Below are 24,392 nucleotides of genomic sequence, written 5' to 3' on the forward strand. Positions count from 1 at the left end.
CGCTCACTCGCTTTCGTTGCCAAGGTCGCCGGCGAACCAGGCGGCGGCGTGCCGCGCCCGCTCGAGGCAGTCGTCGAGGTCGTCGCCGTAGGTGTTGACGTGCCCCACCTTCCGGCCGGGCCGCAGCTCCTTGCCGTAGAGGTGCACCCGCAGCCGCGGGTCGCGCGCCAGGGCGTGCGGGAAGCCGTCGTAGAGGTGACCGACCTCGGGGTCGGAGCCACCGAGGATGTTGACCATCACGGTCCAGCGCTGCCGCGGCGCCGGCGAGCCGAGCGGCAGGTCCATCACCGCACGGAGATGGTTCTCGAACTGCGAGGTCACCGCACCGTCCTGCGTCCAGTGGCCGGTGTTGTGCGGGCGCATCGCGAGCTCGTTGACGAGCACCTGCGGCCGTCCGTTCTCGTCGAGAGCCTCGAAGAGCTCGACGGCGAGGATGCCGGTGACGCCGAGCTCGCCGGCGACCCTCAGCGCGATCGACTGCGCCGCACCGCTGAGCTCGTCGGAGAGGCCGGGCGCGGGGGCGACCACCTCGTGGCAGATGCCGTCGCGCTGGGTGGTCTCCACGACGGGGTACGCCGCCGCCTGACCGCTCGGCGAGCGCGCGACGATCGCGGAGAGCTCGCGACGGAAGTCGACGAGCTCCTCGGCGAGGATGCGTACGCCGGCGTGGGCGGCCACCTCGAACGGTTCGCGGGCATCGGCGGCCGAGCGGACGACCCAGACACCCTTGCCGTCGTACCCGCCCCGGGTGGTCTTGAGGACGCAGGGGAAACCGAAGGCCTCGACGTCCTCGACGGTCCCCACGATGGCGTTGCGCGGGCACGGCACGCCGAGCTCGCCGAGCCGCTCGCGCATCAGGCCCTTGTCCTGGGCGAAGACGAGGGCGTCCGGTCCGGGCCGCACCGCGACGCCGGTGCGCTCCAGCGCGTGCAGGTGCTCGGTCGGCACGTGCTCGTGGTCGAAGGTGACCGCAGCGCACCCGTCGGTGACCTTCAGCAGGGTGTCGAGGTCGCGGTAGTCACCGACGACGTGGTCGGGGATCACCTGGGCGGCCGAGACGCCGCCGGCCTCGGCGAGCAGCCGCAGCGGCAGACCGAGCGCGATCGCCGGCTGCGCCATCATCCGGGCGAGCTGGCCACCGCCGATGACGGCGAGGGTGGGTGCTGACACGCGAACAGGCTATCGGCGCCCCGTCAGATGGCCGGGACCGCGCCCAGCTCGAAGCGCAGGCCCTTGCCGCGCACGGTGGTGATGAGGTGAGGGTGACGGCTGTCGTCGCCGATCTTGCGGCGCACCCAGCCCAGGTGGACGTCGATCGTCTTCGAGGAGGTCCAGAACCGGGTCGCCCACACGTCCTGCATCAGCTCGTCGCGACTCACGATGGTGCCCGCGTTGCTGATCAGCTTGAAGAGGAGGTCGAACTCCTTGCGGGAGAGCCTGACCTCGGTGTCGCCCTGCCACACCTGGCGGGTCTCGGGGTCGACGCGGACGTCCTGCACCTGGATCACAAGCAAAATGTAGGCAGCCGCTCGACGCGGCGGCGGGCGTTTGCCGGATCCTGCCACTGACAACTTCCTGCCAGTGTTCAGTCTCAGGTCGCGCGCCTGAACCGCCGCTCAGTGACGGCGTACGGCGACCGGCTCGACGATCCCGAAGCCGCGGACCGGCCGGGCCGGCAGCCGGCGCGTCTCGAACTGCTCCGGCGGCAGCACCGCGGCCGTCGTCTCGTCGATGATGACCCGGTTGCGCCTGGCCACCGCCGTGAGCCGCGCCGCCATGTTCACCGGCGGGCCGAACACGTCCCCGAGCCGGGTGACGACCGAGCCGGTCGCCAGGCCCAGCCGCACGTCAGGCATGCGGGGGTCGCGCCCGATCACGTTGATGATCCCCTCGGCAGTGTCGTAGGCGCGGATCGGGTCGTCGTTCACGAACAGCACCGAGTCGCCCAGGCTCTTGATGACCCGGCCCTGCTGGACCGCGATCACGTCGGCGCAGCGGGACTCGAAGAGCTCGACCAGGTCGCCGATCTTCTCCTGGGTGAGTGTGTTGGACAGCGCGGTGAAGGAGACGATGTCGGCGAAACCGACCGTGACCTGCGTGGTCCCCAGGTCCTCCGCCTCGGAGGCCTCGAGCCGCGCCAGCGCCGCGCTCATGTGCCGCCGCCACGCGTAGGTGATGAGGCCCTCGAAACGCTCGTTGAACTCGTCGGTGAGCGCGGCGGCCACCTCCTTGACCGCCGGCCGCTCCTCGAGCCGGCCGAGCGCCTCGAGGTGGTGCACCATCGCCGAGACCTCCCAGTCAGAGAGCCGGGCCATGGTGAGGCCGACGCCGCGGGTCAGGTTCACGGCGAGGTCGAAGTCGATGATCCCCGTGGCGAGGATGTCGGTGAGCGTGGTCAGCGCGACCAGGTCGTCCTCGGTGTAGAACGCCTCGTCGCCGGCCTCGGGGAAGCCGAGCGCGCGCCACAGCCGCTTGGCCTGCTCCAGGCTGACGCCGGTGCGCTCGGCGACCTCGGACGCGGTGTAGCGCGCGCCCTCCGGGATGGAGTCGACCACCTTCTACACGCCTTCGGCGCGGCCGTCGCCCGGGAGGGAGTGCAGCAGGTCGTTGATCCGTCGCTGCGACTCCTCGGCGTGCGGGATGTCGTGGAGCACGACCCGCCCGTGGGTGCTGGCGTCGCTGACGATGAGGGTGCCGCACCCGAGCAGCCGGTCGATCAGGTCGAACTCGTAGGCGACGTCGCTGATCCTGCTCAGCGGGATGTCGTGCCCGCGACGGGTCAGCACGCCCCGGCGGGTGATCAGCCGACGGGTGGTGACCGTGTAGGTCGCCGTCGCCCACTCGAGCACGGGCCGCAGCACCAGCCACACGACGCCGATCGCGACGATGACCCAGAGCACCAGCGACGCGACGCGGGGCAGCCAGAAGTGGCCGACCTCCCCCACCGCGATCAGCACGATCAGCGCCAGCAGCGGCAGGAGCAGCGCCTTGGCGTGCGTCCGTGTGTGGAGGACGACCGTCTCACCCTCGTTCAGCAGCTTGCTCGAGATCCCCACGTGCGAATCATGTCACTACCGGGCCGGTCGGAGGTGGACCACGTCACCCGCGCCGACGACCCGATCGCCCTGCGGCGTCGTGACGACCAGCCGGCCGGTCGCGTCGACCGCCGTCGCGGTGCCGACGAGAGTGCCCCCGCCCGGCAGCTCCGCACGCACCTCACGGCCCAGCGTCGCGCTCGCGCGGACGTACGCCGGCCGGAGCGACTCCGAGTCGGCGACCCAGTCCGCGTAGTGCTCGAAGAGGACCCTCAGCACGTGCCGCAGCACCGCGGTGCGGTCGACGAGGCCGCCCGACTCGATGGCGAGCGACGTCGCGGTCGGGACGGGCAGCTCCTCCGCGGTCAGGGAGGTGTTGATGCCGATCCCGACGACCGCCGCAGGCCCCGGGCCGCTGGTCGAGCCGGTCGCGGCCTCGATCCGTTCGACGAGGATCCCGCAGACCTTCCTGTCGCCATCCGCCCCGGCGACCAGCACGTCGTTGGGCCACTTCACGCCGGCGGCGTACCCCTCCTCGCGCAGGGCCGTGGTGACGGCCAGCCCCGCGAGCAGCGGCAGCCACGGCCAGCGCTCGGCGGGGACCTGCTCGGCCGGCGGCCGCAGCAGCACCGAGAAGGTCAGCGCCGAGTGCAGTGGCGTCTCCCAGGTCCGGTCCAGCCTCCCCCGACCGGCGGTCTGGTGCTCGGTCACGACGACGAGTCCCTCGGGAGCACCCTGGCGGGCGCGCTGGGCGAGCACGGCGTTGGTCGACGGCGTCTCGGGCAGGATCTCCACCACGAACGGGTCGTCGCCCGTGGCGATCCTCACAGGATCGAGAGGGGCTCGGCCGTTCGTGTGCTGGGTCACGGGCACTAGTGTGCCGAAGGTGAGTGCGCAGCCTGACGAGACGCAGACCAACCCGACCTCGGCCGACCTCCACACGACGGCCGGCAAGCTGGCCGACCTGGACCGGCGTATCGACGAGGCGGTGCACGCCGGTTCGGCCAAGGCCGTGGAGAAGCAGCACGCGAAGGGCCGCAAGACGGCCCGCGAGCGGATCGAGATGCTCTTCGACGAGGGCTCCTTCCAGGAGCTCGACGAGCTCGCGCGGCACCGCTCGACGGCGTTCGGCCTGGAGAAGACCCGTCCCTACGGCGACGGTGTCATCACCGGCTACGGCACGATCGACGGCCGTCAGGTGTGCGTGTTCTCCCAGGACTTCACCGTCTTCGGCGGGTCGCTGGGCGAGGTCTACGGCGAGAAGATCACCAAGGTCATGGACCTGGCGATCAAGACCGGCTCCCCGATCATCGGCATCAACGAGGGCGCCGGCGCCCGGATCCAGGAGGGCGTGGTCTCGCTCGGCCTCTACGGCGAGATCTTCCGCCGCAACGTGCACGCCTCGGGCGTGATCCCCCAGATCAGCCTGATCATGGGCAACTGCGCCGGCGGGCACGTCTACTCCCCCGCGGTCACCGACTTCACCGTGATGGTCGACAAGACCTCGGCGATGTTCATCACCGGCCCGGACGTCATCAAGACGGTCACCGGCGAGGACGTCTCGATGGAGGACCTCGGCGGCGCCCGCGCGCACAACACCAAGTCGGGCAACGCCCACTACATGGGCGCCGACGAGGAGGACGCGATCGAGTACGTCAAGTCGCTGCTCTCGTTCCTGCCGCAGAACAACCTCGACGAGGCCCCGGCCTACGAGGCTCCTGCCTCCCTCGAGATCAGCGACGAGGACCGTGCGCTCGACACGATCATCCCGGACAGCCCGAACCAGCCCTACGACATGCACGACGTCATCGCGGGGGTCCTCGACGACGGGGAGTTCCTCGAGTCCCAGGCGCTCTTCGCGCCCAACATCATCGTCGGCTTCGGCCGGGTCGAGGGCCGCTCGGTCGGCGTCGTCGCCAACCAGCCGATGCAGTTCGCCGGCACCCTCGACATCGACGCCAGCGAGAAGGCGGCCCGATTCGTCCGGTTCTGCGACGCCTTCAACATCCCCGTGCTGACCTTCGTCGACGTGCCCGGCTTCCTGCCCGGCACCGACCAGGAGTGGAACGGCATCATCCGCCGCGGCGCCAAGCTGATCTACGCCTATGCCGAGGCCACCGTCCCGCTCGTCACGGTCATCACCCGCAAGGCCTACGGCGGCGCCTACGACGTGATGGGGTCCAAGCACCTCGGCGCCGACATCAACCTGGCCTGGCCCACCGCCCAGATCGCAGTCATGGGCGCCCAGGGCGCGGCCAACATCGTCCACCGGCGCACGCTGAAGAAGATCGCCGACGAGGGGGGGGACGTCGAGGCCAAGCGCGCCGAGCTGATCGACGAGTACGAGACCACGCTCGCCAACCCCTACATCGCCGCGGAGCGCGGCTACGTCGACGCCGTGATCCCACCGCACGAGACCCGCGCCGAGATCACCCGCGCGCTGCGGCTGCTGCGCACCAAGCGGGAGACGCTGCCGGCCAAGAAGCACGGGAACATCCCGCTGTGACGACCGCGGCGGGCGGAGAGTCGAGCGCGGCGGGCGAAACCCGGCCCGCGCTCACCATCGTGAACCCCGACGTCACTGCCGAGGAGGTCGCGGCGATCGTGGCCGTGCTCGCCTCCCTCGGCGGTGGCGAGCCAGCGCCCCGGCCGCCGCGCAGCGAGTGGGCGAACCCAGCGCGGCGTGTGCGAGGCGACCTCGCGCGCGGAGCGGGTGCCTGGCGGGCCAGCGGTCTGCCGCGCTGAGGCTCGCCTCCCTTCGCCGCCTCGGGGCATATCAGCAGTCACACGCGGGGCCGGTTGTGGTCCACAGGGCTGCTTCCGGGTTGCGTTGTCCACAGACCTACGAGCTGTGTGCTCCGGCGTCGGGGACTGTCGGTGGTGGGCGGGATGATCCTGGGTATCGGATCTTCTCTCGGGAGTGCGCATGACCGCAGCGAACACGGAGCCACCGGGCCGGCCGGCACTGTCGCGGGTGCACGAGGTGCACCGGTTCCTCGGGCGTCTGCACGAGGTCATGGACGGGGTCGACTCCGACCGAGTCTGGGCCCTCTCGCCGGTCGAGATGGCCGAGTGTGTCCGGGAGGCGTACGCCGCCCAAGCCCGCCTCGCCGAGCTCACCCTCGCACTCCTGGCCCAGGCCGAGGTCTCGGGTGTGGCTGCGTGCGAGGGGGCGATGTCGATGCCGGCCTGGCTGCGCGAGCACATCCACTTGGCGCCGGCGGCGGCGAAGCGAGAGATGCGGCTCGCCCACGGGCTGGCCCGGCACCGGCTGGTCCGCGAGGCCCTGGCGGCGGGTGCGTTCCCGCCCGCCTCGGCCACCGTGGTCGTGGACGCGTTGGATGCCCTCCCCTCCGACCTGGACCCCGATCTGGTGGTGCGGGCCGAGCAGCACCTGGTCGGGGAGGCCCATGCCCACGACACCGGTGTGCTGCGTCGGATCGCTGACCATCTCGACGAGGTCCTCGACCCCGACGGCGCCGACCGGCGCCTGGCCGTCCAGCTGGCCCGTGCTGAAGCCCTGGCGGCGCGGCGGGCGTTCTGCCGGCTCCGGCACGACGAGACCACGCAGACCACCGACGGGGTCTTCCGGATCCCGCTGGTCCAAGGGGTGCGGTTGCAGCGGATGCTGGAGGCACTGCTCAACCCCGGCCGCCCCGACCCCATCGACCCGATCGACCCCGAGACCGGGGTTCGACTCTCGGCCGAGGAGCTGCGGGGGCGGGCGTTGGCCGAGCTGGTCGACCGCATCCCGAAGGGCACCCTGCCCCGGACAGGTGGGTGTGACCCGGTCGTGGTCGTCACCTTGGACCTGGCGACCCTCCTCGGCGGCCTCAAGGCCGCCCCTCTCGACACCGGGGACGCGGTCAGTCCCGGCACCGCCCGCCGCCTCGCCGCCCGCTACGGGATCATCCCGGCCGTGCTCGGCTCCAGCAGCGAGGTCCTCGACCTGGGCCGCAAGGCCAGGTTCTACACCGTCAAGCAGCGTCTGGCCATGACCGTGCAGCAAGGCGGCGTGTGCGCGGTCGAGGACTGCGCACGACCCGCCGCCTGGGCGGACGCCCACCACCTCCACCAGTGGCAGCACGGCGGACGGACCGACCTCAAGGACGGCGTGCTGGTCTGCCGGCCCCACCACACCTACGCCGACCACCCCGACTACCGGGTCGAACGCCTACGCCCCGGCCACATCCGCCTCCACCGACGCCACTAGGCCCGCCTCGACTTCGCCCTCTTCCGCCTCGGTTGCGCAATGAGGCTGGGCGTCTCTCAGCTCGGCACGCGCCGGTGGTTGATCAGCCTCTTGAGCAGCCGCATCGACCCGATCATGCCGAGCACGACCAGCACCCACGTCCAGGCTGCCCACACGACTCCCTCGATTCCAGAGAGCAGATCACTCCCGAGGTTCTCCCCGGGATCGACGGCTGCGTGGTGCCAGCTCGCACGAGCGGCAAGCGCAGCGAGCATCAGGGCGCCCGTGAGCACGGCTGCCGTCACGCTCAGCCATCGCGGAGCTAGATTCGACCCATGCCCGCCGGATGGGACCGCGTCTGCGTTCCGATCGAGTTCGAGTCGATCACGCTCTACCGGGAACCGGCCTGGTCCGCACGGCTGCGACGCGAGCAGAAGCGCAACAAGAGACGCCGGAGCCAGCCAGCCGAGCCGTCAACCGACTCGGCTGACGAAAACGCTCAAAAGCCTGCCCTGATCCGCACCGGCTCAGATGTCCATCGACCGGACGTCTCCGGCCGCCTTCGTTCCGGGTCGCCCCGCCTCGGCCGTCTCAGGGGGCCCTTCGGTGCGAGTCTCGGCCTCGTTCGTCGCCGCCATGATCGCGATGATCCGGTCGCGGTCCTGGGCGGAGGGGTACCCCCAGCCCGGCTCGTAGCCGTAGATCTCCTCGAGCAGCCGTCCGTCGGCGAGGTTGTCGAGGATCTCGACGGCGCGTGGGCCGATCAGGGCGGGGTGCTCCACGCCGGTCGCCTCGGCGACCTTCAGGAGGTCGCGGCGCAGCGTCTTGACGTAGTTGGCGACACGGACCGCCTTGAGGGCGGGGTCGAGGCCGTGTGCCAGTCACGGGTTCTGGGTGGCCACGCCGGTCGGACACTCGCCCGTGTGGCACTTCTGGGCCTGGACGCAGCCGATAGCCAGCATCGCCTCACGCCCGACGTTGACCATGTCGGCGCCGAGGGCGAACGCGACGATCGCGTTGTCGGGTAGCCCGAGCTTGCCGGAGCCGATGAACGTGACGTCCTCGTGCAGCCCGCGGCGGGCGAAGGTCGCGTAGACCCGGGCAAAGCCGAGCCGGAACGGAAGCGCGACGGCGTCGGTGAAGATCAGCGGCGAGGCACCGGTCCCGCCTTCACCGCCGTCGATCGTCACGAAGTCCACGCCGCGCTCGCCGCTCGCCATCGCGTCGGTCAACTCCTCCCAGAAGCCGAGGTCGCCGACCGCCGACTTGATGCCGACAGGCAGGCCGGTCTCCTCGGCGAGCATCTCGACGAAGTCCAGCAGGGAGTCCACGTCGTCGAACTCCGCGTGCCGCGAGGGACTGAGGCAGTCGACACCCTCAGGAACCCCTCGGGTAGCAGCGATCTCCGGTGACACCTTCGGCGCCGGCAGCACACCGCCGAGCCCGGGCTTCGCACCCTGGCTGAGCTTGATCTCCAACGCCCTGATCGGCGCGGAGTCGATCAGCTCCTTGAGCCGCGGCAGGCTGAACCTCCCCTGCTCGTCCCGACAGCCGAAGTAGGCGGTGCCGATCTGGAAGATCAGGTCGCCGCCCTTGCGGTGATACGGCGACACGGCACCCTCGCCGGTGTTCTGCAGGCAACCGACCGCGGCCGCGCCGCGGTTGAGCGCCTCGACCGCGTTGCCCGACAGGGAGCCGAAGCTCATCCCGGAGATGTTGACCACCGACTTGGGCCGGAAGGCATGCCGACGTCCCCGCGGACCGCCGAGGACCTTGGCCGACGGCAGCCGGGCCTCCTGCCCGACCGCGCCGTGCGTCGGGTACGCCCGCCCGAAGGTCTGGTGGCGGACGATCACGTTGCCGTCGGAGTGCTCGAGGTCGTTGTCGGTCCCGAACCCGAAGTAGTTGTTCTCCAGCTTCGCCGAGGCGTACACCCAGCGCCTCTGGTCACGGCTGAACGGCCGCTCCTCGTCGTTGCCCGCGACGATGTACTGACGCAGCTCCGGACCGATCGACTCCAGCAGGAAGCGCGCGTGGCCGATCACCGGGAAGTTCCGCAGGATCGCATGCCGGCGCTGCACCAGGTCGTGCGCGGCGATCGCGCCCAGCGCCGCCGACGGGACGAGAGCGGCCCACCTCTTCTTCACCCCTCCGCCGTACCCGATCGGCCCTCCGCCAACCGAGCACCGACCGAGCACCGACGGAGCGCCGACCGACCCGCCCGCGTCACTCGTCGACCGTGTCGGCGTGCCGGTGGGCGACCCGCCACTCGCCGTCCTCGCGCCGGTAGACCTGGGTGGCGCGGAGCGTGTAGGTCCGGGGACGCCCGTCGAGGGAGGCGGTCGTGTGCTCGAGGCCCTCGGTGTAGGCCATGTCGCCCACCACGTCGTAGCTCACCGGCTCGAAGGCGTAGGAGGCGCAGTTTGAGAAGCTCGCGCCGAGAGCGGCGAACAGGGCGTCGATCTCGTCCTGCCCGTGCGCGTTCCACCAGGCGCCGAGCACGCTGACCGGCTCCCGGCGGGACCAGAGCGCCCGCCGGGGCGCCGGGTCGCCGTTGTGCAGCGCCAGCTCAGCGTCGTGCAAGGCGCTCTGGACCCACGCCAGGAAGTCCTCCCGCTCCGTCATCCACCCATCATGTGCCCGGGCCGACGTACGCCGCCAGGCCCGCCCTCAGCCCTCGGTCGGCCGACGCTTCTGGTCGCGGCGTACGCGGGTCCGCAGCTGCCAGATCCGCAGGCTGCCGGCGACCGCCGCGACGAACAGCCCCGCCACCGCGGCGATCAGCAGGGCGACCGCGAGAGGCGTGCTCCCCTCCCAGCCCAGGAAGGACACCGTCACCGACCGGGTGTTCTGGGCGATGAAGATGACGAGCAGCACGAGCACGATCGCCAGCGCCACGACGCTGGCCCACGTGCGGCCGGCCCGCGAGGACCGCAGCGGGTCCTTGCCGGTCGGTGGGGCGGACATGTCCGGGTCGACGCCCTGCGTCCCCGAGACGTCAGACTCACTCATGCGGAGGTGGTACCCCGATCGGGGACCGGTCACCGGCCGTCAGGAGGTACGCCGACCCAGGCCTGCAGCGCTTCCCGCAGCGAGGCTGCGGCGCTCTCGGCGGGCTCGCCGGCCGCGGCCGCCCATCCGATCATCGTGTCCGGCCCGACCAGCAGCGCGTCGGCCGGACGCTCGTCCAGCGGCACCGTGACGACGTCGACGCGGCCGCTCCAGGCCTCCGCGACCTCACCGAGCTCCGGACGGTCGCCCATGTCGAGGAGCAGCGGCCGACCGCCGTGCAGGACACCCGAGAACCTCGGGTCCCGGTGGCCGACGCGCAGCGCGTGGTCGGTCAGCACGGTCCCCACGAGCGGGTGCCCCGGCGAGGCCGAACCACCGACGTCGGTGCCGGCCATGAGCGCCCCGAGACGCAGCAGCGGCTGCTCGTCGACTGCCAGCTCGGCCACGAGCGCCCGCAGGGCGTCTCCGGTCGGACCGTGGGCCCGGCGCAGGGCGACCTGGGCGCGGGTGTGCAGCAGGGTGCGCTCGGCGGCGGCTCGGCGCGCCTCGGCGTACCCGTCCAGCAGACCCGGGGGCGCCCATCCCTGGACTGCACCGGCCAGCCGCCACCCGAGGCCGGCGGCGTCCATCATGCCCGCGTTGATCGCGACGCCGCCCGCGGGGAAGAGGTGCGCGGCGTCACCGGCCAGCAGGACGCGACCGTCGCGGTATGTCCCCGCCTGCTTCGCCGAGTAGCCGAACCGGGTCATGCGCAGCGGCTCCCCGAGCGGCAGGTCGATGCCGAGCACCCGGTTCACGCTCGCGCGCAGCTCCGCCACGGTCATGGGTACATCGTCGTCGTACTCGCGCTGCTCCACCTCGGCGGTGTAGACGCCCATCGTCCCGCCCGACCCCGAGCACGCGAAGACGCCGCGCTCCGTCGCGGTGTAGCCGAACGGGACCCGGCCGACCCCGTCCACCTCGAGGCTGCCATCGTCGAGCACCGTCACCGAGTCGGGCACCGTGCACGACGCGAGCCGCTCGATCTCGGGGAAGGCCGTGCCCTCGAAGGCGATCCCGGCCAGCTCGCGGACGCGGCTGCGGCCCCCGTCGCAGCCCACCACGAACCGCGCGGACACCTCGTAGCGTCCGTCCGGGCCCCGCACCTCGACGACCGCCGTGTCCTCGTCCTGGCTCAGGCCGACCACCCCGTGGCCGCGACGGACCTCCACGCCCCGCTCCCCCGCGCGCTCGGCGAGGACCCGCTCGAGCTTCGGCTGGGGGAGCAGCACCGCACGCATCGGCGAGTCGTCGAGCACCGTGAAGTCGAGGTGCAGGCCACCGAAGGGGAAGCGCGGAGCCGGCTCCGGCCCGGTCTGTGGCCCTCGGAACCGGTCCAGCTCGCCGCGGTAGTGCAGCAGGTGGAGGATCTGCCCGGCCAGCCCGCCCGCCTTCGCGGCCTCCGAGGGGTGCGGCCGGCGCTCCACCAGGAGCACCCGCACCCCGGCGCCGCCCAGCTCCCCGGCCAGCATCAGGCCGGTCGGCCCCGCCCCGACGACGACCACGTCGACGTCAACGCCGACGTCAACGCCGACGTCAACGCTCGTCTTCACGTTCATGTCCACATCCATCTGACTTCCCCCTCGCTCCGAGCCGATGCGGCCGCCGATTCTCCCGGGCGACGGGGGTCTTGCGGCAAGCCCACCTCTGCCGTATACGTTGAAGCTGAAGGGGAAACTCGAGCGCCGTCGAACGCGCCGGTGTCCTAAGGTCCGAGAGTGACCACCGGAGTGACCCGCCCGATCGACGCCCGCACCGACCGGTTCGTCGAGGACTACGCCGCCCTCGATCCGCTCACCGCCACGTACGCCGGCATCCCCGGCCACGACCACGAGCTGCCGGACCTCTCCCCCGACGGCTTCGCCGCGACCGAGGAGCTGAACCGTCGCGCGCTCGCGGAGGTGAGCGCCCTCTCGCCCAGCGACGAGCGCGAGCTGGTCGCCCAGGACGCCTTCCGCGAGCGCGTCGGGCTGGCCGTCGACCGCGCCGAGGCGGGGATCGAGCGCAGCGAGGTCTCCGTGATCAGCAGCGCCGCGCACGCCATCCGTGAGGTCTTCGACGTGATGGCGACCGAGACCGACGACGACTGGCTCGCCATCGGCGAGCGGATGTCTGCTGTGCCGGACGCCCTGGCCGGCTACCGGCGCACGCTGACGGAGGAGGCCGCTGCCGGCCGGGTCTCGGCCCAGCGGCAGTACGCCGAGGTGGCGACCCAGATCCGGGGCTGGACCGGGCAGGAGGGCAAGGCGGGCGACTACTTCGCGAAGACCGTCGCCTCCGCGCCCGACCACCTGCGCGACCGCCTGACAGCGGCGGCCGCGGCCGCGTCGGCGGCGTACGCCGAGTTCGGCCGCTTCGTGGAGGCCGACCTGCTCCCCCGCGGACGCGAGCGCGACGGCGTCGGGCGCGAGCACTACCAGCTGGCGAGCCAGTCCTTCCTCGGCGCCCGGATCGACCTCGAGGGGACCTACGCCTGGGGGTGGCAGGAGCTCAAGCGCATCGAGGACGACATGGTCGCCACCGCCGGCCGGATCGTGCCCGGCGGCAGCATCGGAGACGCCGTGGCCGCGCTCGACCGCGACCCGGCCCGGATCCTGCCCGACCGCGAGGCGTTCCGGGAGTGGATGCAGGGCAAGGCCGACGACATCGTCGCCGGCTTCGACGGCGTGCACTTCGACATCGCGGACCCGATCAAGCGGATCGACTGCCGGGTGGCGCCGGTCAACGACGGCGGCGCGTGGTACCACCCGCCGAGCGAGGACTTCTCACGGCCGGGCACCATGTGGTTCTCGTTCACCGACGACCAGGTGATCTCGACGTGGCGCGAGCTCTCCACCGTCTATCACGAGGGCGTGCCGGGTCATCACCTCCAGTGCGCGCAGGCGGTCCACCGTGCCGACCTGCTCAACCGCTGGCAGAGGCTGCTGTGCTGGGTCAGCGGACACGGCGAGGGGTGGGCGCTGTACGCCGAGCGCCTGATGGACGAGCTCGGCTACTTCTCCGACGCCGGTGACCGGATGGGGTTCCTCGACAACCAGGCGATGCGCGCCGCCCGGGTCGTCGTCGACATCGGCGTCCACCTCGGCCTGACCATCCCGGTCGACAACCCGTTCGGCTGGCGGCCCGGCGAGGTCTGGGACGCCGACCGGGTGCTCGAGTTCATGCGTGCCCACACCCGGATGGACGACGGGCAGGTCCGCTTCGAGGTCAACCGCTACCTCGGCTGGCCCGGCCAGGCGCCGTCCTACAAGGTCGGCGAGCGGATCTGGCTCGAGGCCCGTGGCGAGGCACAGGCGCGCCGGGGTGCCGATTTCGACCTCAAGCGGTTCCACACCGACGCGCTCGACCTCGGCTCGCTCGGACTCGACCCGCTGAAGGTCGCGCTGGGGAGGCTGTGACCGTCCGGCTCAGCCCCGAGGAGGCGCGCCGGATCGCGGTCCGGGCGCAGCTGCTCGACGCCGAGCGGCCGCTGTCGCTCGTCTCGACGGTCGACCAGCTCACGCTCGTCCAGATCGACCCGACCACGGCCATCGTCCGCAGTGCCGACCTCGTCGCCTGGTCGCGGTTGGGGTCGACGTACGACCCGTCGGACCTGGTCTTCGCCCTCGAGACCGAGCGCTCGCTGGTCGAGCACGTGACGTTCATCCGGACGATGGACGACATCGGGATCCACCTGTCCGTGGCCGACGAGTGGATGCACCAGATGACCAAGGACTGGGTGGCCGCCAACCCGCGGTTCCGCGAGCGCCTGCTGGCCCAGCTCCGTGACCAGGGGCCGACCGCGGTCGGGGACCTGCCCAACGACCCCGAGGTGCCCTACACGTCGACCGGCTGGAACGACGACAAGAACACCGGCCGGATGCTCGAGGTCCTCTGCCTGCGCGGCGAGGTGGCGGTGTCCGGCCGGCGGGGCCGGACCCGGGTGTGGGACCTGGCCGAGCGGGTCTACCCCGACGACCTGTTCCGGCCGCCGCCTGACGAGGCCCGTCGGCTGCGCGACGAGCGCCGGCTCGCCTCGCTCGGCGTCGCACGCGCCAAGCCCATGCGCTCCCCGGGCGAGCCGTCCCCCATCGGGCCGATCGGCCTCGAGGCGGTGGTCGAGGGCGTCGACGGCGCCTGGCGGGTCGATCCGCAGGCGCACGCCGCCCTGAGCGAGCCCTTCGAGGGGCGCACGGCGTTCCTGTCACCCTTCGACCGGCTGGTCTACGACCGCGACCGCGCGGTCGACCTGTTCGGGTTCGACTACACGCTGGAGATGTACAAGCCGGCCGCGCAGCGCCGCTGGGGCTACTTCGCCCTCCCGATCCTGTACGCCGACCGGCTGGTCGGGAAGCTCGACGCGAAGGCCGACCGGAAGGTCGGCGTGCTGCGCGTCAACGCGGTGCACGAGGACGGCGTGTGGGAGCCGGAGGTCGCGGATGCCGTCGAGGCCGAGATCGACGCGCTCGCGGCCTGGCTGGGCCTCGAGGTCGCGCGTCACTGACGCTCGTCAGGGACGCTCACGCCCTTCAGCTCCCGAGCCGGGCCAGCTCCTCCTCGACCACCGACGGGTCGAGCTTGGTGAAGACCGGGGTCGGCTTCTCGACGGCGGTCCCGACCTGGACCGGGTGACGCCCCCACGTCGGGAACCCGGTGTAGTCGCCGGTGATGATCGGGTAGCCGGGGCCGCCGTCGAGGTCGTCGACCTCCTCGATGCGCGGGAGCGGCGCCACCCGGCCGCGGCCACCGAGCGCCTGGTCCACGGCATTGGCCGAGAACGGCAGGAACGGCGAGAGCACCGTGTTGAGGTCGGCCACGCACTGGGCCATCACGTGCAGGACCGTGCCCAGTCGCTCGGGGTCGTCCTTGATCTTCCACGGCTCGGTGTCGGAGACGTACTTGTTGACCTCGCCCACGACCCGCATCGCCTCGCCGATCGCGCGCTTCTGCTGGTGCCGGCCGATCAGGTCCCCGACGGTGGCGAAGGCGCCCTCGACCAGGTCGAGCACCGCCTGGTCGTCGTCGCTCAGCTCGCCCAGCGCCGGGATCTCTCCGAAGTTCTTGGCGATCAGGTTGACGGTCCGGTTGACCAGGTTGCCCCAGCCGGCGACGAGCTCGTCGTTGGTGCGCCGCACGAACTCCGCCCAGGTGAAGTCGCTGTCCTGGCTCTCCGGGCCGGCGACCGCCACGAAGTAGCGGAACGCGTCGGGCTGGTAGCGCTCGAGCAGGTCGCGGACGTAGATCACGATCTTGCGCGAGGAGGAGAACTTCCTGCCCTCCATGGTGAGGAACTCGCTGGACACCACCTCGGTGGGCAGGTTGAGCTCGCCGAGGTCGCCCGGCTTGCCGCCGCGGGTGCCCTTGCCGTTGTAGGCGAGCATCTCCGCGGGCCAGATCTGGCTGTGGAAGGTGATGTTGTCCTTCCCCATGAAGTAGTAGGACACGGCGTCGGGGTCGTTCCACCACTTGCGCCACGCCTCGGGGTCGCCCGAGCGTCGCGCCCACTCCACCGTCGCCGAGAGGTAGCCGATGACGGCGTCGAACCAGACGTAGAGCTTCTTGGTCGGGTTCTCGCGCCACCCGTCCAGCGGCACCGCGATCCCCCAGTCGATGTCGCGGGTCATCGCCCGCGGGCGGATCTCCTTGAGGATGTTCTTGCTGAAGCCGATGACGTTGGGGCGCCACAGCCCGGTCGCCTCGCGCTCGTCGAGCCACTCACCCAGGGCCTCGGCCAGCGCGGGCAGGTCGAGGAAGAAGTGGCTGGTCTCGATGAACTCGGGCGTCTCGCCGTTGATCTTCGAGCGCGGGTCGATCAGGTCCTGCGGGTCGAGCTGGTTGCCGCAGTTGTCGCACTGGTCGCCGCGGGCGCTGTCGTAGCCGCAGATCGGGCAGGTGCCCTCGATGTAACGGTCGGGCAGGGTCCGCCCGGTGGACGGGCTGATGGCGCCGTACGTCGTCTGCTCGACGAAGTAGCCGTTCTCGTGGACGCCGGTGAACATCTCCTGGACCACTGCGTGGTGGTTGCGCGTCGTGGTCCGCGTGTAGAGGTCGTAGGTGACGCCGAGACCGGCGAGGTCCTCCGCGATGACGCGGTGGTTGCGGTCGACCATCTCCTGCGGCGTGAGCCCGGCCTCGTCGGCGGCGATCAGGATCGGCGTGCCGTGCTCGTCCGACCCCGACACCAGCACCACGTCGTGACCCGCCATCCGCATGTAGCGGCTGAAGACGTCCGCGGGGACGTAGACACCGGCGACGTGACCGATGTGTCGCGGGCCGTTGGCATAGGGCCAGGCGGTGCAGGACAGGACGTGGCTCATGCCCGAATCCTAGTGAGCGGCCGCCACCCGGTTCCGCCTCAGGGGTCGAAGCGATGGACCCGGCGACCCGCCCGGCCACGGACCCACGGCAGCATCTCGTAGAGCTTGGTCCCCGGGCAGGCCGTCTCGTTGGTGTCCCGGTGGCCGTCGATGACCTGGAGGGTGACCGGGGTGCCGGCGGGGAAGCGGTCGCTGCCGCGCGAGAAGACGCGCACGTGGCGACGCGGGTGGCCGCCGTACTCGTCGAGCTTCCAGGCTGCCAGCCGGACGACCGCCCGCAGCGCCGCGGTCGACGGCGCCTGCCTGCCGAACCGCCCGATGAGCGCGATGCCGACCGACTCGTGGTTGAAGCCGAGCGTGTGCGCCCCGCGCACAGCACGGCTCGCACCGCCGCTGCGGCCGACCCAGGTCCGGCCGAACCGGTCGACGAGGAAGTTGTAGCCGATGTCGAACCAACCCAGCGAGTGCGTGTGGTAGTAGTACATGCCGCGCAGCAGCCCCGGCACGTCCCCGGGCGCGTAGTCGTTGGCGCTCACCGTGTGGTGGATGTGCACCTGCTTGATCCTGCGGATGTACGACGGCCGGCCGTTGCGCCACGAGGGGTCGGCGCCCCATTGCCGGCGGCTCAGCATGGCGGGCTCGGGGGCGTGGGTCGGCTTGCGGGCCGCGACACCAGCGACACCGGTGGCGGCAGGGGTCGCACCCGCGAGCGACCGAGCCGCGGGGCGGGCGGCCGGTGTCACGGCGCTCGCCTCGGCCGGGCCGGTGTCGATCAGCGAGAGCCGCAACCCGCGCGGGGTGTGGCCCAGCAGTCTGACCTGCACGTCGCGGTGCCGGCCGGTCCACACCGGCTGGGTACCGCGGGTCCGACCCTGCTCGTCGGCGCCGGGCAGGTCGGTCTGCAGCGGGAGCCTGCGCCACCGGCCCCAGCCACCGTGCTGCCCGGTCCACCGCACCGAGACCCGCCGAGGGGCACGGGCGCCGGTCCAGGTGACGCCGGCCATCGAGTAGCCGGTCGTGTGCAACGTCGCGGTCCGCCGCCCTCCGTCGACCCGCTGCCGGAGCCGACCGGCCAGCGCCAGGTCCAGGTGGGCCATCCCTCCGCCGGTCGGCACCAGCCGCAGCGAGGTGGCGGCCGCGACGGGTGCGGGGACGGAGGGTGCGAGGGTCAGGGCTGACGGGGCGAGTGCCAATGTCATGGCAACCGCGAGCGGTCGCCGAGACCCGAGTTTCGTTCGGCGCATGACTCAACATCATGCGTCACTTCAGTCACAGAAGCGACCGGGCCCCGGATTCGGCGTGTTGGGCGAGGCCTACGGCTCTGGCACCCACGGGACCACTCGGCCGGCGTACGCGGCGAGGTGCTCGTAGTCGTTCGAGCCCGGTGGCGCCTGCCGGGCGTCGGCGAAGGCGCGGCCCTTCCGGATCGGCCCGAGCACGCGGTCCATGGTGACCACGGCCCGCTGCGCGACCGCCTCGTCGAGGTCACCGGTCGACCGTCCGAGCGCGGCCGCGAGGTCCCAGGTGTGCACGGCGATCTCGGCGGCCTGCCAGTCCGGGTCGAGCATGACGCCCTCGCCGACCTCGCGCCACAGGTTGATCAGCGCGTTGCCGCGGGTGCGCAGCTCCTCACCGAGGCGCTCGGCGTAGTCCTCGCGACCGTTCCAGCCCGGCGGCGAGCCCTGCAGCATCGTCACGAAGACGCGCGGCTGGCCGATCAGGTGGTTGGCGAGGTCGCGGACATCCCAGTCCGCGCACGGGGTCGGGCGGGTGAGGTCGTCGGCGACGACCTCGTCGAGCAGGTCGGCCGCCTGGGTGAGCGCGCGCTGCAGGGCGAGCACGCCCATCTGGTCCACTGCCATCTCAGCGGGCGATCAGCTGAAGTCGAGCTCGTGGGTGCGCGCGCGCTTGAGCTCGTAGACGTACGGGTAGGCGGTGATGAGCTCGAAGCCGTCCCACAGCCGGCCCGCCTCCTCGCCCTTGGGTGCCTTGGAGATGACCGGGCCGAAGAAGGCCGAGCCGTTCATCGCGATGGTCGGGGTGCCGACGTCGTTGCCGACCTGGTCCATCCCGAGGTGGTGCGACTTCTTGATGTGGTCGTCGTAGGACGAGTCGTCCATCGCGTCGACGAGCTCCGGCTCCAGGCCGGCCTCCGCCAGCGCCTCTGCGATGACCTCACGGGTGAAGGGCTTCTTGTCGATGTGCCGGGCGGTGCCGAGCGCGGTGTAGAGCGGCAGCAGGACGTCCTTGCCGTGCTCCTGCTCGGCCGCCGCGAGGACGCGGACCGGGCCCCACGCGTCCTGGAGGAAGTCCCGGTACTCCTGCGAGATGTCCTTGTCCGCGTTGAGGTAGGCCAGGCTCATGATGTGCCACGTGACGTCGACGTCGCGCACCTTCTCGACCTCGAGGATCCACCGCGAGGTGATCCAGGCGAACGGGCAGGCGGGGTCGAACCAGAACTCAGCGTTGGTCATGTCGGCCCCAACACCGCGACGTCGGCGTCTATGCCGACCGCCGCCTGCGACCGTTCGGGTCAGCGGTGCCGGTGGCTCGACACGGCCCTGACCTGGACCTTGAGCGCCTTCCTGACCCGCATGGTCCGGGCGTCGCCGACGTAGAGCGCGACGAGCCCGCGGAAGCCGGGCCTCAGCCCGGTGAGGTGGACCTTCCCGACGCCGCGCACGAGGCGGACGCGGTGCTTGCGGCCCTGCATCTTCACCCAGACCGAACCGGCGGGCTGGCGGCTGTCGGGCGTCTTGACGATCACCTTGACCCAGGCCTGGCGCGCGGCGCGGGCCGCCACCTTCAGCCGCATGTCCACAGGCGCCTTCACCTCGCGGCCCGGGCCGAGGACGAGCGCCTTGCTGCGGTAGCCGCTGCGGGACAGCTGGACGCGCACCGAGATCTGCCTGCCGATGTCGCGCGGCTTGACGGCGTAGGTCTTCGCCGTGGCGCCGGGGATCGGCGTCCCGTCGCGCATCCAGACGTACGTCGCCTGCGCGTCGGCGGGCTGCAGGACGCCGGGGTCGGCGGTCAGCGTCTCGCCGACCAGCAGCCTGCCGCGGATCCCGCCCGGCGTCGCGACCCGGATGTCGGGTGCCTGCACCGGCCCCGTGGGGGCCGTCGCGGTGACCAGCGTGGTGTAGCCCGGGCTCGCCGTCGTCACCCGCGCAGCGATCCGCTTGTTGCCCAGGTCCTGGGTCAGCCGCAGCGTGACTGCCGTGGCACCGGGGATCGGCACGCCGTCGGCCAGCCACTGGACGGCGGTGCTCGTGGGCCTCGGGTTGTAGGAACCGACGGAGAGGCTGAGGGTCTGGTCGACCTGCGCGGTTCCCTGGATGGCCGGCGCCGTGGTGACGGTCTGGGTGCCGGGCGCCGTCGCGGCGGTCGGCGCGGTTCCGGCGATGCCGGTGACGTACGACGCCCGGCCGGCGATGACCGCCACCGAGATCCCCTGGCCGACGTGTGCAGGGCCTGGCGTGAAGGTTGATCCGGTCGCGCCTGGCACGGCCACGCCGGCGGCGTACCACTGGTATCTATACGCGGTCGCGGCAGGCGACCAGGCGCCCGGGGTCGCGCCGAGCGTGGCGCCGACCCTGGGCGCGCCGACGATGGTCGGGGCCGCGGTCGCGGTCAGCGTCACGTCCTTGTAGTGGATGAAACCGGTCGGCCACGGACCGCCCTTGCGGATCCGCCGCCAGTCGAACTCGCTGCCGTAGTTGGACTCCGAGATGACGATCTCGGTCGCGCTCACGACCTGCTCGACGTAGGCGACGTGTCCGGCCGAGCCGCCGCCGTTCGTGCCGGCCTTCCACCAGGCGATGGACCCGACCATCGGGGTGGAATTGTAGCCGAACGACGTACCCCAGTAGGTAGCGTCGCCACGGCCGGGCCTGAGCTGCGCCGGCCGGGTGGCCGAGCCGCCTGCGCGGATCATGCGGTAGGCGACGTAGTTCGTGCAGTTCACGCCGGAGTACATGTTCCAGTACATCTTCGACTTCGCCGTCTTGTAGCCCTGGTGGGACAGGCCCTTGCCCTGGCAGGAGTCGAAGCCCTTGCAGATGAACTCGGAGGTCGCCACCCGGGTCGCATCGGTCTGCACAGCGGTGCTGACGCCCGCGGGCAGCACGAACGTCAGCAGCGCCCCGACGAGGAGTACTGTCAGGGCCTGGAGTGACCGGTGATACCGATGTGACTGGAGTGGCACGCGAGCACTCTAGGGAAAGAAATGTCAACGCGACACGCCGACGCGATAACTACAACCTTGTAGTTATCGGAGCCCCGCTCAGGAGGCCGGAAAACTCCGGTTGCACCCCCGTGGAAGGATGCGGGCCATGCCAGGAACCAACCTCACTCGGGCCGAGGCCGCCGAACGCGCCGCCCTCTTGGACGTGACCTCCTACGACGTCTCCCTGGACCTCACCACAGGTCCGACCACCTTCGCCTCGACGACCACCATCGTCTTCACGGCGAGCGCGCCCGGAGCGACCACGTTCGTCGACCTCGTGGACGCCGAGGTCCACGAGATCACCCTCAACGGGACGTCGCTCGACCCGGCCACGGCATACGCCGACAGCCGCATCGTCCTCTCGGACCTGGCTGCGCAGAACGAGCTGGTCGTCCGCGCCGACTGCCCCTACAGCCACACCGGCGAGGGCCTGCACCGCTTCGTCGACCCGGTCGACGACCGCGTCTACACCTACACGCAGTTCGAGGTCCCCGACGCCCGGCGTGTGTTCGCCACCTTCGAGCAGCCGGACCTGAAGTCGGTCTTCAGCTTCCACGTCACCGCGCCGGAGGGTTGGACCGTCGTCTCCAACTCCCCCACGCCGACGCCGGAGCCCGCCGGTGACGACAAGGCGGTGTGGCACTTCGAGCCGACCAAGCGGATGTCGACCTACATCACCGCGATCATCGCCGGCGAGTACCACGGCGTCTTCGACACCTACGAGGGTCGGTTCGGCGCCATCGAGCTCGGGCACTACTGCCGCCAGTCGCTGGTGCCCTACCTCGACCGCGAGGACATCGTCCGCACCACCAAGCAGGGCTTCGAGTTCTTCGAGGAGGTCTTCGACTTCCCCTACCCGTTCGGCAAGTACGACCAGCTCTACGTGCCGGAGTACAACATGGGCGCGATGGAGAACGCCGGCGCCATCACGCTGCGCGACGAGTACCTCCCCCGCTCGCGGCAGCCGCGCTCGTTCTACGAGTTCCGGACCAGCGTCATCCTGCACGAGATGGCGCACATGTGGTTCGGCGACCTCGTCACGATGAAGTGGTGGGACGACCTCTGGCTCAATGAGTCCTTCGCCGAATGGGCGTGTTACCACGCCGAGGCCCAGGCGACCGAGTTCACCGACGCCTGGACCGGCTTCGCCAACGCGCGCAAGATCACCGGCTACACCCAGGACCAGCTGCCCACCACACACCCGATCGCCGCGGACAACTACGACCTGCAGGCCGTCGAGGTCAACTTCGACATGATCACCTACGCCAAGGGCGCGTCGGTGCTCAAGCAGCTCGTCGCCTGGGTGGGGCTCGACCCCTTCATCGCCGGGCTGCGGACCTACTTCAAGGAGTTCGCCTTCGGCAACGCCACCTTCGCCGACCTGCTGCGCCACCTCGAGGCCGCCTCCGGTCGGGAGCTGCAGAGCTGGGCGCAGGAGTGGCTGCAGACCGCCGGGGTGAACACGCTCGCCCCCGAGTTCTCCCTCGACGCCGACGGGCGCTACGCCTCGCTCGCGGTGCGGCAGACCGCCCACCCGGACTGGCCGACGCTGCGCCGCCACCGGCTGGGGATCGGCTTCTACTCCTTCACCGACAGCGGTTCGCTCTCCCGGACGGACTACCTCGAGGTGGACGTCGACGGTGAGCTCACCGAGGTCGCCGAGGCCGTCGGCAAGCAGCAGCCCGACCTGCTGCTGCTCAACGACCAGGACCTCGCCTACGCCAAGATCCGGCTCGACGACCGCTCGCTCGAGACGGCACTCAAGGGCCTCTCCACGATCGACGACTCGCTGCCGCGTGCGCTGGTGTGGAGCGCCGCCTGGGACATGACCCGCGACGCCGAGATGTCGGTCAGCGACTACGTCGAGATCGTGCTCGGCCACATCGGGGCGGAGACCGACGCCTGGGGCGTGACGCGCATCCCCGCCAACACGGCGCTGGCCGTCGCGACGTACGCCGCCCCCGACCGGCGCGCCGCCCTGGCCGCCCGCTGGGAGCAGGGCCTGCGTCAGCTCCTCGGCGAGGCCGCTCCGGGCGGCGACCACCAGCTGACCTTCGCGCGCTCGTTCGCGGCCGCCGCCCACACCGAGTCCGCGATCGCGGACGTGAAGGCGATCCTGGACGGCAGCCTGAGCTTCGACGGGCTCGAGGTCGACCAGGACCTGCGTTGGTCGCTCATCGTCGGCCTGGCCCGCGCCGGCGCCTTCGGCGAGGCCGAGATCGCTGCGGAGCTCGAGCGCGACAAGACCATCTCCGGCCAGGAGAAGGCCGCCGCCGCGCGCGCCTCACGGCCCGACGCGGACGCGAAGGAGGCCGCCTGGGCGGCGGCCGTCGTCAGCACCAGCACGCCGAACGAGACCGCGCGCGAGATCTCGCTCGCGTTCAACCAGCCGCGGCAGGACGGCGTCCTGGCTCCCTTCGTCGACCGCTACTTCGAGGCCGCCGACACGCTCTGGGAGCACCTCGGGACGCACAAGGCGTCGGTCGCGCTGGCCGGCCTCTTCCCGAAGTACGCCGCCTCGCCAGCCCTGCTCGAGAAGGCGGACGCGTGGCTGGAGAGCTCGCAGGCCGAGCCCGCCGCCAAGCGCTACGTCCGCGAGGGCCGCGACGCCGCTGCCCGCGCGCTCGCCGCCCAGGCCAAGGACGCGGAGTAGCCGCTCGCCGGTCGAGTAGCCCGAGCCGCTAGGCGAAGGCGTATCGAGACCATGCCGCCATGGTCTCGATACGCTCGCCGGCGCTCGTTACTCGACCAGCGAAGCAGCGAGAGTGGCGGACCAGGCCTGTCGTCGGTCGAGTAGCCGGAGCCGCTAGGCGGAGGCGTATCGAGACCAGCGAGGTCGGATCAGTTACGGGCGTGGTCGGCCAGCAGGGCGATGCCGGCCCGGAGGCCACCGACGAGGTCGTCCTCGGCGAAGGAGGAGCGCATCGTCTCGGCCGCCAGGGCCGTCTCGGTGTCGCTCAGCGTGCGGCGGACCCAGGCGCCGGTGATGATCTCGATGATCCGGCGATCGGGGTCGACGACGATCATGATGCTGCGCGTGGGCGCGACCAGCGTGTTGTGCAGCTGGGTGGCGTAGGCGCGCGGGTCGGGACCGGTGACCGGGCCGACGTAGACGGAGAACTCCGCCCGCGACAGCAGCTCGGCCTTGCGGATGGCCTCTTCGACGGCGTTGCGCTGGCCGGCCGTCAGGCGATCACCAGCGGGCACTTGCGCCACCGGCCTTCGAGTTCTCGTCGTCGGGCCCGGCGAGCTCGCTCGTGCCGCGGCGTGGGCCGCCGATCCACTGGCCCTCGACGTGGCCGCCACCGGTGAGACCCTCGCCCTTGACCAGGCCAGGGAGGGAGACGACCAGGCTGATCACCAGGGCGAGGCCGGCCGGGATGGCGAGGATGAGCACGAGCAGGTGGCCCCAGCTCATGTGGGTGTCGGGCGCCCAGCCCTCGGGGACCTCGGCCATGGCCGGCCCAGCGAGGACGACGGAGGCGGCGACGAACGAGCCGGCCGTCACGGCGGCCCGGCGGATGAGGGTCTGCGGCGTGGTCACGACGCCACGATATCGGCTGACGGCGTGTGCGGCGGAACCGGGGACT

24 protein-coding genes are annotated in these 24,392 nt (G+C 71.4%); 6 read left to right on the forward strand and 18 right to left on the reverse strand.

Annotation, left to right across the window (positions count from 1 at the left end; translation table 11 throughout):
* Positions 1 to 3: 3 nt before the first annotated feature.
* From BM236_RS01775 to BM236_RS01795, 5 genes are all read right to left on the reverse strand, one after another.
* Positions 4 to 1,170 (reverse strand): 5-(carboxyamino)imidazole ribonucleotide synthase, encoded by a 1,167-nt coding sequence (locus BM236_RS01775; protein ID WP_091119472.1) that lies wholly within the window; start codon positions 1,168 to 1,170, stop codon positions 4 to 6.
* Positions 1,171 to 1,193: 23 nt separating this feature from the next.
* Positions 1,194 to 1,508, reverse strand: coding sequence for a winged helix-turn-helix domain-containing protein (locus tag BM236_RS01780; protein WP_091119474.1), 315 nt, complete (start codon positions 1,506 to 1,508; stop codon positions 1,194 to 1,196).
* Between the two features lie 108 nt (positions 1,509 to 1,616).
* Positions 1,617 to 2,555: an adenylate/guanylate cyclase domain-containing protein gene (locus tag BM236_RS01785; RefSeq protein WP_091119476.1), complete on the reverse strand. Its 939-nt coding sequence runs from the start codon at positions 2,553 to 2,555 to the stop codon at positions 1,617 to 1,619.
* 3 nt (positions 2,556 to 2,558) lie between these two features.
* Positions 2,559 to 3,056 (reverse strand): PH domain-containing protein, encoded by a 498-nt coding sequence (locus tag BM236_RS01790; protein ID WP_091119478.1) that lies wholly within the window; start codon positions 3,054 to 3,056, stop codon positions 2,559 to 2,561.
* Positions 3,057 to 3,071: 15 nt separating this feature from the next.
* Entirely contained in the window at positions 3,072 to 3,902 is an 831-nt protein-coding gene (locus tag BM236_RS01795; RefSeq protein WP_245750075.1) for a biotin--[acetyl-CoA-carboxylase] ligase, read from the reverse strand.
* Between the two features lie 19 nt (positions 3,903 to 3,921).
* Here BM236_RS01795 and BM236_RS01800 point away from each other — a divergent pair, with 19 nt between their 5' ends.
* The 3 genes from BM236_RS01800 to BM236_RS01810 all read left to right on the forward strand — a co-directional run bounded on the left by BM236_RS01800 (position 3,922) and on the right by BM236_RS01810 (position 7,248).
* Entirely contained in the window at positions 3,922 to 5,541 is a 1,620-nt protein-coding gene (locus BM236_RS01800; RefSeq protein ID WP_091119962.1) for an acyl-CoA carboxylase subunit beta, read from the forward strand.
* Complete coding sequence (locus BM236_RS01805) at positions 5,538 to 5,780, forward strand: acyl-CoA carboxylase subunit epsilon (protein ID WP_091119483.1); 243 nt, start codon at positions 5,538 to 5,540, stop codon at positions 5,778 to 5,780. The genes BM236_RS01800 and BM236_RS01805 overlap by 4 nt, the downstream gene beginning before the upstream one ends.
* A 181-nt stretch (positions 5,781 to 5,961) precedes the next feature.
* Positions 5,962 to 7,248, forward strand: a complete 1,287-nt coding sequence (locus tag BM236_RS01810) for an HNH endonuclease signature motif containing protein (RefSeq protein ID WP_091119485.1) — start codon at positions 5,962 to 5,964, stop codon at positions 7,246 to 7,248.
* A gap of 56 nt (positions 7,249 to 7,304) precedes the next feature.
* Here the strand turns inward: BM236_RS01810 and BM236_RS18615 are convergent, their stop codons facing one another.
* The 6 genes from BM236_RS18615 to BM236_RS01830 form a co-directional block, all read right to left on the reverse strand.
* Positions 7,305 to 7,532, reverse strand: a complete 228-nt coding sequence (locus BM236_RS18615) for a hypothetical protein (RefSeq protein WP_139229994.1) — start codon at positions 7,530 to 7,532, stop codon at positions 7,305 to 7,307.
* A gap of 222 nt (positions 7,533 to 7,754) precedes the next feature.
* Positions 7,755 to 8,009 carry a hypothetical protein gene (locus BM236_RS19300; protein ID WP_245750076.1) on the reverse strand — a complete coding sequence of 85 codons (255 nt, stop codon included), beginning with the start codon at positions 8,007 to 8,009 and terminating at the stop codon, positions 7,755 to 7,757.
* Between the two features lie 99 nt (positions 8,010 to 8,108).
* Positions 8,109 to 9,374 carry an FMN-binding glutamate synthase family protein gene (locus BM236_RS01815; RefSeq protein WP_245750077.1) on the reverse strand — a complete coding sequence of 422 codons (1,266 nt, stop codon included), beginning with the start codon at positions 9,372 to 9,374 and terminating at the stop codon, positions 8,109 to 8,111.
* Between the two features lie 79 nt (positions 9,375 to 9,453).
* Positions 9,454 to 9,852 (reverse strand): nuclear transport factor 2 family protein, encoded by a 399-nt coding sequence (locus tag BM236_RS01820; protein WP_091119487.1) that lies wholly within the window; start codon positions 9,850 to 9,852, stop codon positions 9,454 to 9,456.
* Between the two features lie 45 nt (positions 9,853 to 9,897).
* Positions 9,898 to 10,239, reverse strand: coding sequence for a LapA family protein (locus tag BM236_RS01825; RefSeq protein WP_217645182.1), 342 nt, complete (start codon positions 10,237 to 10,239; stop codon positions 9,898 to 9,900).
* Between the two features lie 29 nt (positions 10,240 to 10,268).
* Positions 10,269 to 11,837: an FAD-dependent monooxygenase gene (locus tag BM236_RS01830; RefSeq protein WP_091119489.1), complete on the reverse strand. Its 1,569-nt coding sequence runs from the start codon at positions 11,835 to 11,837 to the stop codon at positions 10,269 to 10,271.
* Between the two features lie 159 nt (positions 11,838 to 11,996).
* On the opposite strand from BM236_RS01830, the gene BM236_RS01835 reads away from it, so the two are divergent.
* The gene (locus BM236_RS01835; protein ID WP_245750078.1) at positions 11,997 to 13,676 is read left to right on the forward strand and encodes a DUF885 domain-containing protein; all 1,680 of its coding nucleotides are present in this window, start codon (positions 11,997 to 11,999) and stop codon (positions 13,674 to 13,676) included.
* The gene (locus BM236_RS01840) at positions 13,673 to 14,761 is read left to right on the forward strand and encodes a DNA glycosylase AlkZ-like family protein (RefSeq protein ID WP_091119494.1); all 1,089 of its coding nucleotides are present in this window, start codon (positions 13,673 to 13,675) and stop codon (positions 14,759 to 14,761) included. Before BM236_RS01835 ends, BM236_RS01840 begins: the two co-directional genes overlap by 4 nt.
* Positions 14,762 to 14,786: 25 nt before the next feature.
* On the opposite strand, the gene metG is transcribed toward BM236_RS01840, so the two are convergent.
* The 5 genes from metG to BM236_RS01865 all read right to left on the reverse strand — a co-directional run bounded on the left by metG (position 14,787) and on the right by BM236_RS01865 (position 20,781).
* A complete protein-coding gene (gene metG / locus BM236_RS01845) occupies positions 14,787 to 16,574 on the reverse strand; it encodes a methionine--tRNA ligase (RefSeq protein WP_091119496.1) in 1,788 nt (595 codons plus the stop codon).
* Between the two features lie 38 nt (positions 16,575 to 16,612).
* A complete protein-coding gene (locus tag BM236_RS01850) occupies positions 16,613 to 17,773 on the reverse strand; it encodes a peptidoglycan recognition protein family protein (protein ID WP_175507497.1) in 1,161 nt (386 codons plus the stop codon).
* Between the two features lie 114 nt (positions 17,774 to 17,887).
* On the reverse strand, positions 17,888 to 18,436 hold the full coding sequence (locus BM236_RS01855) for a maleylpyruvate isomerase family mycothiol-dependent enzyme (protein WP_245750079.1): 549 nt from the start codon (positions 18,434 to 18,436) through the stop codon (positions 17,888 to 17,890).
* Positions 18,437 to 18,448: 12 nt separating this feature from the next.
* Positions 18,449 to 19,048 carry a mycothiol-dependent nitroreductase Rv2466c family protein gene (locus BM236_RS01860; RefSeq protein WP_091119501.1) on the reverse strand — a complete coding sequence of 200 codons (600 nt, stop codon included), beginning with the start codon at positions 19,046 to 19,048 and terminating at the stop codon, positions 18,449 to 18,451.
* Between the two features lie 59 nt (positions 19,049 to 19,107).
* Positions 19,108 to 20,781 (reverse strand): CHAP domain-containing protein, encoded by a 1,674-nt coding sequence (locus BM236_RS01865; protein WP_139229995.1) that lies wholly within the window; start codon positions 20,779 to 20,781, stop codon positions 19,108 to 19,110.
* A 127-nt stretch (positions 20,782 to 20,908) separates the two neighbouring features.
* Between BM236_RS01865 and pepN the strand changes: the two genes are divergently transcribed.
* The gene (gene pepN, locus BM236_RS01870) at positions 20,909 to 23,455 is read left to right on the forward strand and encodes an aminopeptidase N (RefSeq protein ID WP_091119506.1); all 2,547 of its coding nucleotides are present in this window, start codon (positions 20,909 to 20,911) and stop codon (positions 23,453 to 23,455) included.
* Between the two features lie 188 nt (positions 23,456 to 23,643).
* On the opposite strand, the gene BM236_RS01875 is transcribed toward pepN, so the two are convergent.
* Positions 23,644 to 24,009, reverse strand: a complete 366-nt coding sequence (locus BM236_RS01875; RefSeq protein ID WP_175507498.1) for a DUF5130 family protein — start codon at positions 24,007 to 24,009, stop codon at positions 23,644 to 23,646.
* Positions 23,996 to 24,346: a hypothetical protein gene (locus BM236_RS18825; RefSeq protein WP_175507499.1), complete on the reverse strand. Its 351-nt coding sequence runs from the start codon at positions 24,344 to 24,346 to the stop codon at positions 23,996 to 23,998. The genes BM236_RS01875 and BM236_RS18825 overlap by 14 nt, the downstream gene beginning before the upstream one ends.
* Positions 24,347 to 24,392: the final 46 nt, after the last annotated feature.

This window comes from Nocardioides terrae, assembly GCF_900112345.1.
Taxonomy (GTDB): domain Bacteria; phylum Actinomycetota; class Actinomycetes; order Propionibacteriales; family Nocardioidaceae; genus Nocardioides; species Nocardioides terrae.